Origin of the sequence: Shewanella sp. AS16, assembly GCF_021412365.1 — a bacterium.
GTDB classification, from domain to species: domain Bacteria; phylum Pseudomonadota; class Gammaproteobacteria; order Enterobacterales; family Shewanellaceae; genus Shewanella; species Shewanella salipaludis.
Genome location: NZ_JAKCLK010000003.1, coordinates 523,931 through 536,840, shown reverse-complemented (window position 1 = coordinate 536,840; position 12,910 = coordinate 523,931). Strand labels below are relative to the sequence as shown.

The following is a 12,910-nucleotide window of genomic DNA, read 5'->3' as shown; positions in this document are numbered from 1 at the left end:
GTTTCGGAAAATCCTGCCTCTGAAATTAAGCTATCTTATCTGCAATGCTGTAGGACCAGGGTGCTAATCCAGCTCCTTCATGTATTCATCGAGTAATGCGTCATCATCATCATTCGTTGGAAGATTGCCATCATACACCTTGTAATCCATATGCTGTAAATAGGCATCTTTCACAAAAGTATAAGGATCTAGGGCATTGTCGACGAGTCGTTCCTGATCTATGGCCGTTGCCCGGGCATGAAGACTCTTGAGACCCCACTTGATTACCGACTGCCATAAGGTGAACTCTGACAAGGGAAAGTATAGACCATCCACCCAATCCGATGCGAGCTCACGGGTCACGTAAGGCCCGGCAAAGGGTGCCATAAAATAGGGTCCATTGGGGACGCCATAGTAGCCGAGCACTTCATTGAATTCATCATTCTTGCGCGGCATCCCCATCATGTCGGCCACATCTATGAAGCCCAACAAACCCAGAGTGGTGTTGATGGTAAAGCGTCCACCCGCATTCGCCGCCCAGCCCCATTTCCCCTGTAGGCTATTGTTGACTAAGCTGCTGGGTTCATCAAAATTCCTGACGAAATTATTCAGTCCGGACTTTATCGGTGACGGAATGTAATCGTTGTAACCATGGGCAACGGGGCGGTAGAAATACCTATCCAAGAAAAGATAGTTAAAGTCCCACATGGTCCGGTTAAAGCCTTCGAAAGGGTCATTGGGATCGTTATAACTGACCTGCACCCCGGAAGATTCGCTTTCCTTTGCGGTTTCAACTGCATCGGCGTAATGGCTCGCCAAAACGACCAGAGATATCATCATCCATTTCAACTTCATAGCATTCTCTTATGTGAAAGTACTGCACACATACCGGGTTTTCGCTAAAGTGAAGCCGCGCAGCGGACGATATAAAGATCGGTTTGATGCGAAAGCCGGCCAATTAGCCCGATATGGTGGCTAAGGATACTTGCCAGAAAATTAAGGTCAAATGTTAATTTGTGATAAATCATAACGCTCGCCATAATCTGCCGAAGGTTACACCATGGAGCCACTAAAAGCCCCGATAAACATTAACAATTCAGCTACATACCCAGCGGGAGCTACCGCGGCCAGCCAGGGGCAAACCAGGCTGGTGACAGTTGAACTGAATCCGGCTGCGCCAAGCGCCACACTGGTGCTCAATGGCAGCGAATATGGTCTTGTGCTGAATTCTGCCCAACAGCGTAAATTCGCCGGCATAGACACCTTCATGCTGCAGCTGCCACCCCAAGCTCAGGCCCAGACTCAAGCCCAGAACAATAACCCGCCCCCCGCCGACCAAATGGCAAAGCTGCTCGGCCTGGGCGCGGCAGTAGAATTCAAACTGCCGTCGGCCCTGCTCGCCCTGGCCAGACAAAACGGCGTGTCCACTGAGCAGCTCACCCAGTTAGCCGCCCGGCCTCAAGGCTATCCTCTTCCCATCGCTAGCCTGCAAGCACAGCAGCTTTCCTTTTCCGGCAGTACCAATATCCACCTGAGTGCCAATATCCGAGTCGATGATGGCGACTATGTCGCCAAGATAGTCTTCACTCAGGGCAGCTTCAAACTGAGTCTCAGCCCGCTACTGGCTCAAACCCAGGTTCAACTGGGAAGCATAGCAACAGCAACGGTAGCAGAAACCGAGCTCCCCGCTGACGCCAAGCTCGAATCACAAGTACAGAGCAAGACCGAACCGGCACAGGTATGGGGGCAACTGCTGAAAAAGCTGGAACAGCTCCCGCCATCGACAGGGTCAACAACGCCGGTGGCTAACGTCCCATCCAAGATGGCCGAGACCCAGCCCTCTCAGACCCCAACAGCAGCGACGCAGACCGAGGCGCCCGGCTCGTCGCAGCCAAACACCCCGGCTGCCAAGCCGGCCAATCAAGGGCTGACGTCAGACAAGGCGTCAATAAACCGCCTCGGCACCGAAGCCAGGTTGGTTCCTGCCGCCACACAGACCAGGCCTCCCCTGACAGTTGCTGGTGCCAATATAGGCCTTAACATCACCACTAACACTGCCACAAACACTGCCACTAACATTGCCACTAACACAGCCAGCCCTGGCACAGGCATAAATGCAGTCACAGCGCCTGAACTTGCTGCCGCCCCGGATACCAAGGCAAGAAGCCAGATCTTGCAGCAGGCGCTGAATAAAGCCGGAGCCATGCCAAGGGACAACATAGGCGCGGCCATTAAGGACAACTTGGCCGGTGAGCTGCTCAAGCACTTGCCTCGACTCGACCCATTGCCTCTGAGTATTTTAGCAGAGCCAAGCATTCTCGCCGCCGAAATGACCGGGCTCGCCGGCCTCAGTCTGGCGAACCAGCCGGCGACGCTCTCCTCACTGGCTGTTAACGCCAATGCCATAACCACCCTGTTCCAGCTGCTGCTGGGAGTCAAAGCCTCGGCCGCCGGCGCCCACATCAGTCCCAAGCTCGAAAACTATCTGCAGCATTTGCAGGCTTCCAGCGGCATGAGTCGGCGACAGCTGGAGGCTCTCGACAAGGCGGGTACCCTGGACGCCCTCGGACTGTTATCTGCGGGACAGGCTCAGTATCAGCAGGCCAGCGGCGAGGATAAAGGCTCGCTCAATTGGTATTTTGCCCTGCCCTATGTCATCAACCAGAGACATGAACAGCTTGAAGGAAAATTCGAGCGTAGCTGCGGCGAGGCCGAAGATAAGCACTCAAACCTATGGCGGCTGCAGCTTAAATTTAATCTGAGCCATGGCCCCTTGCTGATCCAGGCACAGCAACAGGGTGAACGCCTGAATATGCAATTCAAGGCCAATGATCCCGCCTTGCTGGATAGAGTGAGCAATTACCTGACTCCCCTAAGTGAAAAACTCACCCAATTGGGCTTCATGCCGGGGAAAATGACGACCCAGGTAACTTCGATACCCGCCACACTGCTTCCCGGCGATCATTATCTGGTCAAGACCCAGGCCTGAGGCACTGCAGCGCCAGCCGGGCGTAACATGAGTAACCAAGGAAAAACTGAGATGTCAGCTAACAAGCAACAACCGACCCAAGCGGTCGCCCTGAGTTATGACGGTAAGGGCGCCCCCAAGATCACCGCCACTGGGCAAGATCTCATCGCCGAGGAAATCATCAGCCTGGCAAAGGATGCCGGCATCTATATCCACAGGGATCCTCACCTGAGTGATTTCTTGCAACGATTGGAGCTGGGAGAAGAAATACCCAAGGAGCTATATCTGTTAATCGCCGAGCTGATTTCCTTCGTCTATATGCTCGATGGCAAGTTTCCCGAGCAATGGAATAACCTGCATCAGAAGATTATCGAAAAAGCCTGAAGCAGTACCTTAGCCCAGGAAGGAGGCGGGCTTTAGATGTCAAAAAATCGAGGTGTCAAAAAATCGAGACGTCAAAGAATTAAGGCATCAAAGAATTAAGGCATCAAAGAATTGAGGGCAGCGGCCAGCCTGCGCGCAGCAGGCACTATTTGCCGTGTAAGCGGATCAACAACTCGGCCTCGGCCTTGGGCAACTCGCACTCGCGTACCAGCTCCTCGACCCCTGCGCCCAGCGACACCATCTTCATGGCGCGACTGTATAATTTGGCCTGGGGATCTTGCTGGCTGGACTCTTCGATACGCTCCGACTGTTGCTGCAATCTCTTTTCCAGTTCCAGCACCCGCCGGCCGACACCTATGGTGCCGCTGCGCAACTCATGCAGTTCACGTTTAACCGTCTCGCGCTGACGATCACTTTCCTTCACCAGCACAGTCAAGGCATCCACCTTGGTGCGCAGCTTACCCGCCTGCTTCTGCAAATAGAGCACCAGAGCGAGGCAGGCAACCACAAAAACCAGTGCAGCTAGGATAATCATTTCATCGGCGATCATGTCGGTCTCAACAGGGTAAAGCTACAACAAGGGCAAGACTTCTGGCCCGGGACTCGGGCCACAGCAGGGACGCTAGACGCGGGCAATCAGATCTGCGTCAGTTCGGCCCATTCTTCATCGGATAACAGCTTATCCAAATCCACCAGGATCAGCAGCTCATCATCACGGTTGCTCACGCCCTGAATAAACTTGGCACTTTCTTCCGTGCCCACGTTTGGCGCGTTGTCTATTTCAGAGCGGCGCAGGTAAACGACTTCGGCGACGCTGTCGACCAGTATGCCTATCACCTGTTTTTCCGCTTCTATGATTACAATCCGGCTGGAATCATCTATCTCGGCCGACGGCAGCCCGAAACGGGTGCGGGTATCGATAACAGTCACCACATTGCCGCGCAGATTAATGATCCCCAGCACATAATAGGGTGCGCCCGGCACAGGTGCTATGTCGGAATAACGCAACACTTCCTGCACCTGCATGACGTTAATACCGTAGGTTTCGTTATCTAACTTGAAGGTTACCCACTGTAATACCGCGTCTTCTTTACCCGCAGCAACCACTGCCACATTTCTTGATTCTGTCATATTTACCTCAGCCAATAGAGTCCTGACAACCTAAACCCGCATCCAGCATGCCGATCAGCGATTGCACATGCAAAATACCACACATTTGTTCCCGTACCACCCCGGCGAGCCAGGGACGTTTACCCGCCTTGCTGCGCCAATTTACCTGGGACTTGTTAATCTTGACCGCATTGATCAGAGATTCACAGGCCAGGCCCCAATTACTGCCTTCCAGCATCACAAGATACTGGTAACTGACCTTCTGAGCCAGAATAGCGTCATACTTTTCCGGCATGACCCAGGCGCCGGTATCGACAATATTGAGTTGCGACTCCCTGTGGGATTGCACCCCCATGAACCAGTCGGGCCGGCCGATAATATGGTTAATCTTCTCTATCTTGACTATCCCGCCCAGGCTCACCAGCGGCACGGCCAAGGTCAAGCCTGCCACTTTGAAGAACAACACCTGAAACTCATCATCCAGTCCATCCTGCAACTCACAGGTCAGGCTCTCCGCCGGGGCTGGCGCAAGGTCAACCTCTTGACGAGCCTCTGGCGGCGCGATGGTAGCAGTTTTTGCTGCCGCCGGCATAGGGGCGCAAGTTGCGAGCCTGGCGGCTTCCCCTGTGAGTGCCGGCGCTACCGCACCTGGCTGACTCGCCTCCCCCGCCATAGCTTGCCGTGACTGGCTCTGAGTCTGGGGCTCGGCCCGCACCCGCATGGGGGCGAATAATTTTTCCAACGCGGCCTTATCCAGCTGCGGCCCGGCCTGCTTCTCCGCGGGGGCAAAATCCGGCTTCAACTCCGCCGCCCGGGGCGCCCTCTGGCCTGCTGGGGTTCCGGCTTGCGGCCTTAGTTCGAGTCCGGCTTTTGCATTGTCTTGGCCTGTTTCGGGTTCCTGCAACAACAGCTGGAAGAAATCAAAAACAGTTTGATCAACCGATTTTGACATGACCAAACTCCCCGGCGAATAAGAAATCCAACAACCTCATGTAGGCCTTCACCCCACGGCTGCCGGCGGCATAATGGGTTGCCGGCACATGTGCCAGGCTGGCATCACGGAATTTGGTATCCACGGGAATGATGTCGTCCCATAGGGTATCAGGGTAATCTTGCATCAGGCTGGTTAACGCCACCGGCGATGCCTTGGTGCGTTTATCGAACATGGTCGGCACTATGGTATAGCTGTAGCGGGTCCGCTTCGAGCGCCCCATGAGTTCCATGGTCTTGAGCATGCGGTCCAGGCCCTTGATCGCCAGGAACTCTGTCTGCACAGGGATCACTATGTGCTGTGATGCCGCCAGGGCATTGACCATCAGCACCCCCAACACAGGCGGACAATCTATGATGGCGACGTCATAGTCATCTTCGACCCTGGCCAACAAGTTGCGCAGTACCAAGCCCATGCCTTCCTTATGTCCCAGAGCCCTGTCCAGGGTCGCCAGGGCCATGGTGGCGGGTAACAAGTCCAGGCCTTCGACCAGGGTCGGCACTATGTGCTGGGCGACGAGCTCCCTGGTCAATTTGTCATGGGCCAGAAAGACGTCGTAGAGGGAGCCCGGCACTTCTTCACTGTCTATACCCAGGTAATAACCCAGGGAGGCATGGGGATCCGTGTCTATCATGAGCACACGTTTGCCGCGTTTGGCCAAGGCGCCGGCCAGGCTCGCCACTGTGGTGGTTTTCCCCACACCGCCTTTCTGGTTTGCTACCGTCCATACTTTCAAGAAACGCCCCTCGAATAGCCCATGTTATCAGCCTGATATGACTACTCTACACGAGTCGTCACCCGGATCCCGCCATCGGGTAAACTCACTACTTTCACGCCCGCAGCATTCTCGGACAGTATGACCGTCTGCGCGCTTGCGGGCCGGGTGTCACGGTTTGCGTCCTGGCCAAGTTGCATGGGACTGGCCTGTGACGGCTTTTGAACTAAGGCCCGGGTTTGCTGCGGATGTGAATCCAGCCAGCTGGCCAGCGCCTGGGCCTGTTCGCTCGGCGCCATGAGCACGACCTGCTCCGCCTGCAAACGCTCAAGCTCATTGAGCAACAGGCTATTCTTGCGCTGCAGCTGAGTGCAGAAGGCCAGCAATACCAGCACTGCGCCTGCCAACAGAAAAATAGCCAAGCCGCTGGCAGTGCTTTTGCCGGCGGTGCTAATGCCTAGGCTGCGGGCGGCACCCGGGTCAACATGGCCCCCTGGCTCAGCCACGCGCCGTCTCTTTCAAGATGGACTCAGCCATACTATCCAGTGGGATAGACTGGCTCGTCAGTCCGGCGGCAGTCACCGCCTGAGGCATGCCATAGACGACACAGCTGGCCTCGTCCTGGGCCCAGATGTTGGCGCCAACGCTCTTCAACATGCGTGCGCCTTCACGGCCATCGGCGCCCATGCCGGTCAATACCACGGCCAGGATATCGCCGCCGAAGGCCTTGGATGCCGAAGCGAACGTGATGTCGACGCTGGGTTTGTAATTCATATCGGCATTGCCTGCGAGGACTTTAATCCTGCCGCTCGTGCCCGCCCGCTCGACCAACATTTGCATTCCGCCGGGGGCCAGATAGGCATGCCCTGGGCTCAACACATCGCCTGCGGCCGCCTCCTTGACCTGGATCTTGCATAAGCCATTGAGTCTGGCGGCAAAGGCCGGCGTAAAGGCCGCCGGCATATGCTGGATCAACAGGATGGGATGGGGGTAGTCGGCCGGAAATTGGGTGAGAATTTTTTGCAGCGCCACAGGCCCGCCCGTGGATGTCCCAATCAGCAATAACTTATATTGCTTGCCGCTGGCACGGATAGTCGGAGCCGCTTGCCTGACGGGAGCCGGGCTCTGGCTCTGGCTCTGAAGCCGGCTGCTGCCGACCGAAGTGCCAGGAGCAGTGCCGACCTGGCTGCCTGTGAGCGGACGCGGCTGCAGGGGCGCAGGTCGACCTATGGGCCGAAACAAGCGTCTGCGTCCCAGGGCCCTGACCCTCTGCTGCAGCAAGGCGATGGCATCGTCCTTGTTGGTGGCTATGTCCTCGAAGCGTTTCGGCAGGAAGTCCAGCGCACCTGCATCCAGGGCATCCAGCGTCGCCTTGGCGCCATCGTGGGTCAGTGAAGAAAACATCAGGATAGGGATTGGCGTCTTCGCCATGATCTCCCGCACTGCGGTGATCCCATCCATCACTGGCATCTCTATGTCCATGGTGATGACCTGAGGGTTTAGCTCGGCAGCCATCTTCACCGCCTCGAGACCATTGGTCGCGGTACCTATGACTTCCAGCTCAGCGTCCTGGCTTATGATCTCGCTGACACGTCGCCTGAAAAAACTCGAATCATCGACGACTAATACTTTAATGGCCATGCAATTCCTTAATATCCCGGACTAGCTCTTATTCTTGGCGTAATGCTTCAGCAATCCGGGAACATCCAATATCAGTGCTATGCCACCGTCTGAGGTGATAGTCGCACCCGCCATCCCTGGGGTACCGTGAAGCATGGCACCCAAAGGCTTAATGACGACCTCTTCCTGGCCTATCAGGGCATCGACCACGAAGCCTATTTGCATAGTGCCCAGCTGGACTATGACCACATGACCGTGTTGTCTGTCACCATGCTTGAACTGGGTCTTGTTGCGGTGCAGCCAATGCTCGAGATAGAACAAGGGCACGGCTTTATTGCGCACTATGACGGTCAACTGGCTATCGACCACATTCGTCTTGGTCAAGTCCAGGTGGAAAATTTCACTCACGCTCGACAGAGGCAAGGCGAACACTTGCTGGGCGACGTCGACCATCAGGGTCGGCATGATCGCCAGGGTCAGCGGCACCTTGATTTCCAAGGTGGTGCCCTTGCCTTTGAGCGAGTCGATATGCACTGTGCCGTTCAACTGGGTGATGCGGGTCTTGACCACATCCATTCCCACGCCACGACCGGAAATATCTGAGATCTCCACTTTGGTCGAGAATCCAGGGGCAAAGATCAGGTTATAGGCCTCGCCGTCAGACATGCGGGCGGCGGCATCCTCATCCAATACCCCGCGGCTGATGGCGATCTGCTTGAGCTTCTCGGGATCCATCCCGGCGCCATCATCTTCGATTTTCAGCAGTATATGATCGCCTTCCTGACTGGCCGACAATGTGATGGTACCGGTTCTGGGTTTGCCTTTGGCTTCGCGCTCCAAGGGCATTTCTATGCCATGATCGACAGAGTTGCGCACCAGATGCACCAGAGGATCGGCCAGTGCCTCGACCAGATTCTTGTCCAGATCTGTCTCTTCACCCACCATGATCAAATCAATTTCTTTATTCAGGCTGCGGGCGAGATCCCTTACCACCCGCGGGAAGCGACCGAAGACCTTCTTGATAGGTTGCATCCGGGTCTTCATCACAGCGCCCTGCAAATCGGCGGTCACCAGATCCAGGTTGGCCAACGCCTTGGACATTTCCTCATCGTCACGGCTGATGCCGAGGCTGACCAGGCGATTGCGCACCAACACCAGCTCACCCACCATGTTCATTATCTGATCCAACCTGGCGGTATCGACCCGCACTGTGGTTTCGCCCTGGGGCACATTGGCGGTGACGGCTTTTGCCTGGGCCTTTTCCGGCACTGAGACATTCGCTTTGGCGGCGACACTGGGCACTGCCTTGGCGGCAGGCGCCTGAGGTACCGGCGTCGCAGCGACCTCGGCCGCGCTGTTTGGGGCGCTGACCCTGGAGGCCTCTATGGGGGCAGGATTGCTTTGCGGCACATCGACTTTGGCCGGCGCGCCCCCCTTGCCATGGAGTTCGTCGAGCAAACGCTCGAATTCATCGTCTGTGATTTCATCCGAGTCACTGCCGGCGCCGGCGACCGGCGCACTCTGCTGCTGGCCGGTTTGATTGGATGTCGGCGCGGATGTGGTTTGGGGCTGACTGGCGTGAGCGGACGTCGCCTTGAACTGTCCCGAACCATGCAGCTCATCGAGCAGGGCCTCGAACTCATCGTCCGTGATGTCGTCGTTGCCGCCCGTCTGGGGCGCGACATGAGGCGCCGGGCTCACCGCAAGCGGCGTGCCGGCTTGCGCCATATCGACGCCCTTGGAGGTCGGGCTCTGGCCCGCACCGTGCAAGGCATCGAGCAGGGCCTCGAATTCGTCTTCGTTGATCTCATCTATGCTGCCGGCGGTCTCAGCCACGCCGGCGACCGAGTCGAACAGCGCCATGCCGGCATCGGCCGGCGCATCTGCCTCTATCAGGGCATCGAGCAGTTCGATACCACTGAAATCGGCTGCGGCTGCTTGCACCTGGGTTTCCGATGCCAGCGGGGCGCCCGAACTCAATAACTTGAGTTGACCGAGCAGGCCGCTGTCGGCGGCGTCTTGTTCCTCACCGCGCTGGGTCTGGGCGAACATGCCATTAATGGCATCGACGGCCTGCAGTATGATGTCCATCAGCTCGGCGTTCACCTGGCGTTTGCCGGTCCGGAGCAGGTCGAAGGTATTCTCGGCCTCGTGGCACACATCGACCATGGGAGTCAGGCTCAGGAAACCGGCGCCGCCTTTAACTGTGTGGAAACCACGGAAAATCGCATTCAACAGGTTGGTATCGTCGGGATTGTTCTCCAACGCCACCAATTGCTCCTGCAGTAACTCTAAAATTTCACCCGCTTCAATCAAAAAGTCCTGGAGTATCTCTTCATCAACTTCAAAGGCCATTAGCTTGACTCCTAGTTAGAAACCCAGACTCGACAGCAGGTCGTCGACTTCATCCTGACCTGTCACCACATCTTCACGCAGCTCCGCATTCATGATCGGACCTTCGGCCTCAATATTCTTTTCCACCACAAACTGGCTTTCGCTCACCGCCTGTTCGCCAAATACCGTCAGCATGGACACCAAATTATTCTCGACTTCTCTGACCAGGTCTATCACCCGGCGTATCATCTGCCCTGTGAGATCCTGGAAATCCTGCGCCAACAGTATCTGGTTCAGCAGCTCTTTCAACCGGCTGGAGTCATGCTCGCTGCGAGTCATAAGCTGCTGAATATTGTGGCATAAACCCTTGAATTCGGTTAAGTCTATGTCGCGGCGCATCAACCTGTCCCAACTCGGCATCACAGTCTGAATATTGGTCGTCAGCGCATCGGCCAGCGGCAAACATTCTTCGACCGCATCCATGGTCTTGTTAGCGGCCTGCTCTGTCATGTCAATCACATAGTTAAGGCGTTCTTTCGCATCCGGGATCTCATTATTTGCCAATTCCGCCAAGCGATTATCGACCTGAAAGTCCATCAAAGCGCTGTGAAGCTGGCGGGTCAGTTTACCCACTTCCTCGAAGAGATCCCTTTGTAACGGTGCGGCAAGTTCCCTGATGACATCATCTGCCTGGCTCTGACTGCCCGCACCGAGCAAGGCAACCAAGTGTTGCGCCTGCTCGAGCGTGATGAGCCCTGAAGTATGTGACTGCATAACCCATCCTTGCTCAAGCGAGACGTTCGAAGATTTTATCTAGCTTCTCTTTCAATGTGGCCGCGGTGAAAGGTTTCACCACATAGCCATTGACCCCGGCTTGCGCCGCGGCAATGATTTGCTCACGCTTGGCTTCCGCCGTCACCATGAGTACGGGTAAATGCTTGAGTGAGTCATCGGCGCGTATTGCCTTCAACAGATCTATCCCTTGCATGCCGGGCATGTTCCAATCTGTCACGACAAAATCGAAATCTCCTTTCTGCAGCATAGGTAGGGCTGTCGATCCATCATCTGCTTCCTGGGTGTTATTAAACCCCAGATCTCGCAACAAGTTCTTAATGATACGTCTCATTGTTGAAAAGTCGTCAACAATGAGAATCTTCATATTCTTGTCCAAGGTTTCCTCCGGTGAGCTGACATTCAATGTGCTCGATTAGTAATTATGTTAGTGTCCAGTGCTTGAGTTTCGCTTTCAGTCGCAACATAGCCTGACTCAGTATCTGGCTGATCCGCGACTCGCTCACCTCAAGAATGGCACCAATTTCTTTTAAATTAAGTGCTTCATCGTAATACAGCGACAAGACTAAGGCATCTCTTTCCGGCAAGAGTTTAATGGCTGACACCAAGGCCGAATGAAATTGGGTCTCTGCCAGGCTTTCAAAGGCATCATCGTTGGTGCCATCCTCGGGAGTTAACACATCCTGGGAGACACCCAAATCTTCTATGCCTATGATTTTCCCGACAGAAACGTCATTGAGGATATGATGATACTCATCCAGAGTCATATCAAGTCTTTCTGCAATTTCGCCATCGCGGGCATCTCGGCCCAGCTCTTGCTCCAACTCATCTATCGCCTGGGCGACCCGGCGTTGGTTCCTGTGAACCGAACGCGGAACCCAGTCACCACGGCGAATTTCATCGAGCATGGCACCGCGGATGCGGATCCCGGCAAAGGTCTCAAACTTGGCTCCCTTACCGCCATCAAACTTGGATGAGGCCTCGAGCAACCCCATCATTCCAGCCTGTAACAGGTCATCCAGTTGCACACTCGCCGGCAATCTTGCCAATAAATGGTGGGCAATTCTTTTAACCAGCGGAGCATACTGTTCAACGATAGTGGATTTATTGTCTAAACAAGTATACGCAGCGGCTTTATTCACCCGTTTTTTCCTCTTGAAAATCTGGTCTTTGCACTAAACGCTCGACGAAGAACTCCAGATGACCACCGGGTTGCTGTGGCACGGGCCAGCTCATTATTTTATTGGCTAATCCCTGATAAGCAATAGCCGCAGGCGATTTAGGATAGGCTTCTATGACCAGCTTCTGCTTGCGTACCGACTTGCGCAGGTTTTCATCGAAGGGAATAGTCGCCACCAGCTCCAGCGCCACGTCCAGGAATCTGTCGGTCACCTTGCTGAGTTTGGCGAAGAGTTCCATGCCTTCCCTCAGACTGCGCACCATGTTGGCCACTATCTTGAAACGAAATACCCCATGCTCACGGCTGAGGATCTTGATCAGGGCGTAGGCATCGGTTATCGATGTCGGCTCGTCACAGACCACCACCAACACATCCTGGGAAGCGCGGGAGAAGCTCAGCACCATGTCGGAAATACCGGCGGCGGTATCCACCACCAGGATATCGAACTGGGTGCGCATCTCGCTGAAGGCGCGGATCAGGCCGGCATGTTGCGCCGGAGTGAGTTCCACCATGCCCTGAGTACCCGAAGTCGCAGGCACTATGCCTATGCCCTTGGGGCCACGGACGATGATCTCATCCAGTTCGGCATCACCGGACAAGACGTGCGACAAATTGCGCTCGGCCCGGATCCCCAACATGACATCGACGTTCGCCAGACCGAGGTCGGCATCGAGCACCAACACCCGCTTGCCTTTTTCCGCCAGGGCGACAGCCGTATTGATGGAGACACTGGTCTTACCCACGCCGCCTTTACCGCCAGTCACAGCGATGACTTTTACTTTTTCGTTATAAGGTTGATTCATCATACGTAAACCACTTGCTTGATCCGGGGTCATA

The 12,910-nt window shown here is 55.4% G+C and carries 14 protein-coding genes; 2 read left to right on the top strand and 12 right to left on the bottom strand.

Translation table 11 applies throughout. The features are described from left to right. Window positions 1–63: 63 nt before the first annotated feature. Window positions 64–834 carry an MlaA family lipoprotein gene (locus tag LZP73_RS10945; protein ID WP_234235008.1) on the bottom strand — a complete coding sequence of 257 codons (771 nt, stop codon included), beginning with the start codon at window positions 832–834 and terminating at the stop codon, window positions 64–66. A 295-nt stretch (window positions 835–1,129) separates the two neighbouring features. On the opposite strand from LZP73_RS10945, the gene LZP73_RS10940 reads away from it, so the two are divergent. Together LZP73_RS10940 and LZP73_RS10935 are read left to right on the top strand one after the other, a co-directional pair. Beyond that, on the top strand, window positions 1,130–2,968 hold the full coding sequence (locus LZP73_RS10940) for a hypothetical protein (RefSeq protein ID WP_234235007.1): 1,839 nt from the start codon (window positions 1,130–1,132) through the stop codon (window positions 2,966–2,968). A gap of 51 nt (window positions 2,969–3,019) precedes the next feature. Further along, a complete protein-coding gene (locus LZP73_RS10935) occupies window positions 3,020–3,331 on the top strand; it encodes an EscU/YscU/HrcU family type III secretion system export apparatus switch protein (protein ID WP_234235006.1) in 312 nt (103 codons plus the stop codon). Window positions 3,332–3,476: 145 nt separating this feature from the next. Here LZP73_RS10935 and LZP73_RS10930 read toward each other — a convergent pair whose 3' ends face one another. The 11 genes from LZP73_RS10930 to LZP73_RS10880 all read right to left on the bottom strand — a co-directional run bounded on the left by LZP73_RS10930 (window position 3,477) and on the right by LZP73_RS10880 (window position 12,909). Continuing rightward, entirely contained in the window at window positions 3,477–3,878 is a 402-nt protein-coding gene (locus tag LZP73_RS10930; RefSeq protein WP_234235268.1) for a DUF2802 domain-containing protein, read from the bottom strand. 89 nt (window positions 3,879–3,967) lie between these two features. Then, window positions 3,968–4,462 carry a chemotaxis protein CheW gene (locus LZP73_RS10925; RefSeq protein WP_169564271.1) on the bottom strand — a complete coding sequence of 165 codons (495 nt, stop codon included), beginning with the start codon at window positions 4,460–4,462 and terminating at the stop codon, window positions 3,968–3,970. A 7-nt stretch (window positions 4,463–4,469) separates the two neighbouring features. Continuing rightward, window positions 4,470–5,393, bottom strand: coding sequence for a chemotaxis protein CheW (locus LZP73_RS10920; RefSeq protein WP_234235005.1), 924 nt, complete (start codon window positions 5,391–5,393; stop codon window positions 4,470–4,472). Continuing rightward, window positions 5,377–6,168, bottom strand: coding sequence for a ParA family protein (locus LZP73_RS10915; protein WP_234235004.1), 792 nt, complete (start codon window positions 6,166–6,168; stop codon window positions 5,377–5,379). Before LZP73_RS10915 ends, LZP73_RS10920 begins: the two co-directional genes overlap by 17 nt. A gap of 41 nt (window positions 6,169–6,209) precedes the next feature. Next, window positions 6,210–6,602, bottom strand: coding sequence for a hypothetical protein (locus tag LZP73_RS10910; RefSeq protein ID WP_234235267.1), 393 nt, complete (start codon window positions 6,600–6,602; stop codon window positions 6,210–6,212). 43 nt (window positions 6,603–6,645) lie between these two features. Beyond that, window positions 6,646–7,788, bottom strand: coding sequence for a protein-glutamate methylesterase/protein-glutamine glutaminase (locus LZP73_RS10905; protein ID WP_234235003.1), 1,143 nt, complete (start codon window positions 7,786–7,788; stop codon window positions 6,646–6,648). A 21-nt stretch (window positions 7,789–7,809) separates the two neighbouring features. Then, window positions 7,810–10,122 (bottom strand): chemotaxis protein CheA, encoded by a 2,313-nt coding sequence (locus LZP73_RS10900; RefSeq protein ID WP_234235002.1) that lies wholly within the window; start codon window positions 10,120–10,122, stop codon window positions 7,810–7,812. A 15-nt stretch (window positions 10,123–10,137) separates the two neighbouring features. Further along, window positions 10,138–10,875 (bottom strand): protein phosphatase CheZ, encoded by a 738-nt coding sequence (locus LZP73_RS10895; protein ID WP_169564266.1) that lies wholly within the window; start codon window positions 10,873–10,875, stop codon window positions 10,138–10,140. Window positions 10,876–10,888: 13 nt separating this feature from the next. Next, window positions 10,889–11,272 (bottom strand): chemotaxis response regulator CheY, encoded by a 384-nt coding sequence (gene cheY, locus LZP73_RS10890; protein ID WP_007649667.1) that lies wholly within the window; start codon window positions 11,270–11,272, stop codon window positions 10,889–10,891. Window positions 11,273–11,315: 43 nt separating this feature from the next. Further along, window positions 11,316–12,035 carry an RNA polymerase sigma factor FliA gene (locus LZP73_RS10885; RefSeq protein WP_234235001.1) on the bottom strand — a complete coding sequence of 240 codons (720 nt, stop codon included), beginning with the start codon at window positions 12,033–12,035 and terminating at the stop codon, window positions 11,316–11,318. Next, complete coding sequence (locus LZP73_RS10880) at window positions 12,028–12,909, bottom strand: MinD/ParA family protein (protein WP_234234999.1); 882 nt, start codon at window positions 12,907–12,909, stop codon at window positions 12,028–12,030. The genes LZP73_RS10885 and LZP73_RS10880 overlap by 8 nt, the downstream gene beginning before the upstream one ends. Window position 12,910 lies beyond the last annotated feature (1 nt).

Excerpts from the sequence above, each read along its gene's own strand:
- LZP73_RS10945 (WP_234235008.1), bottom strand. The coding sequence starts at position 834 with ATGAAGTTGAAATGGATGATGATATCTCTGGTCGTTTTGGCGAGCCAT.
- LZP73_RS10935 (WP_234235006.1), top strand. The coding sequence starts at position 3,020 with ATGTCAGCTAACAAGCAACAACCGACCCAAGCGGTCGCCCTGAGTTAT.
- LZP73_RS10925 (WP_169564271.1), bottom strand. The coding sequence starts at position 4,462 with ATGACAGAATCAAGAAATGTGGCAGTGGTTGCTGCGGGTAAAGAAGAC.
- LZP73_RS10920 (WP_234235005.1), bottom strand. The coding sequence starts at position 5,393 with ATGTCAAAATCGGTTGATCAAACTGTTTTTGATTTCTTCCAGCTGTTG.
- LZP73_RS10905 (WP_234235003.1), bottom strand. The coding sequence starts at position 7,788 with ATGGCCATTAAAGTATTAGTCGTCGATGATTCGAGTTTTTTCAGGCGA.
- LZP73_RS10900 (WP_234235002.1), bottom strand. The coding sequence starts at position 10,122 with ATGGCCTTTGAAGTTGATGAAGAGATACTCCAGGACTTTTTGATTGAA.
- LZP73_RS10895 (WP_169564266.1), bottom strand. The coding sequence starts at position 10,875 with ATGCAGTCACATACTTCAGGGCTCATCACGCTCGAGCAGGCGCAACAC.
- LZP73_RS10880 (WP_234234999.1), bottom strand. The coding sequence starts at position 12,909 with ATGACCCCGGATCAAGCAAGTGGTTTACGTATGATGAATCAACCTTAT.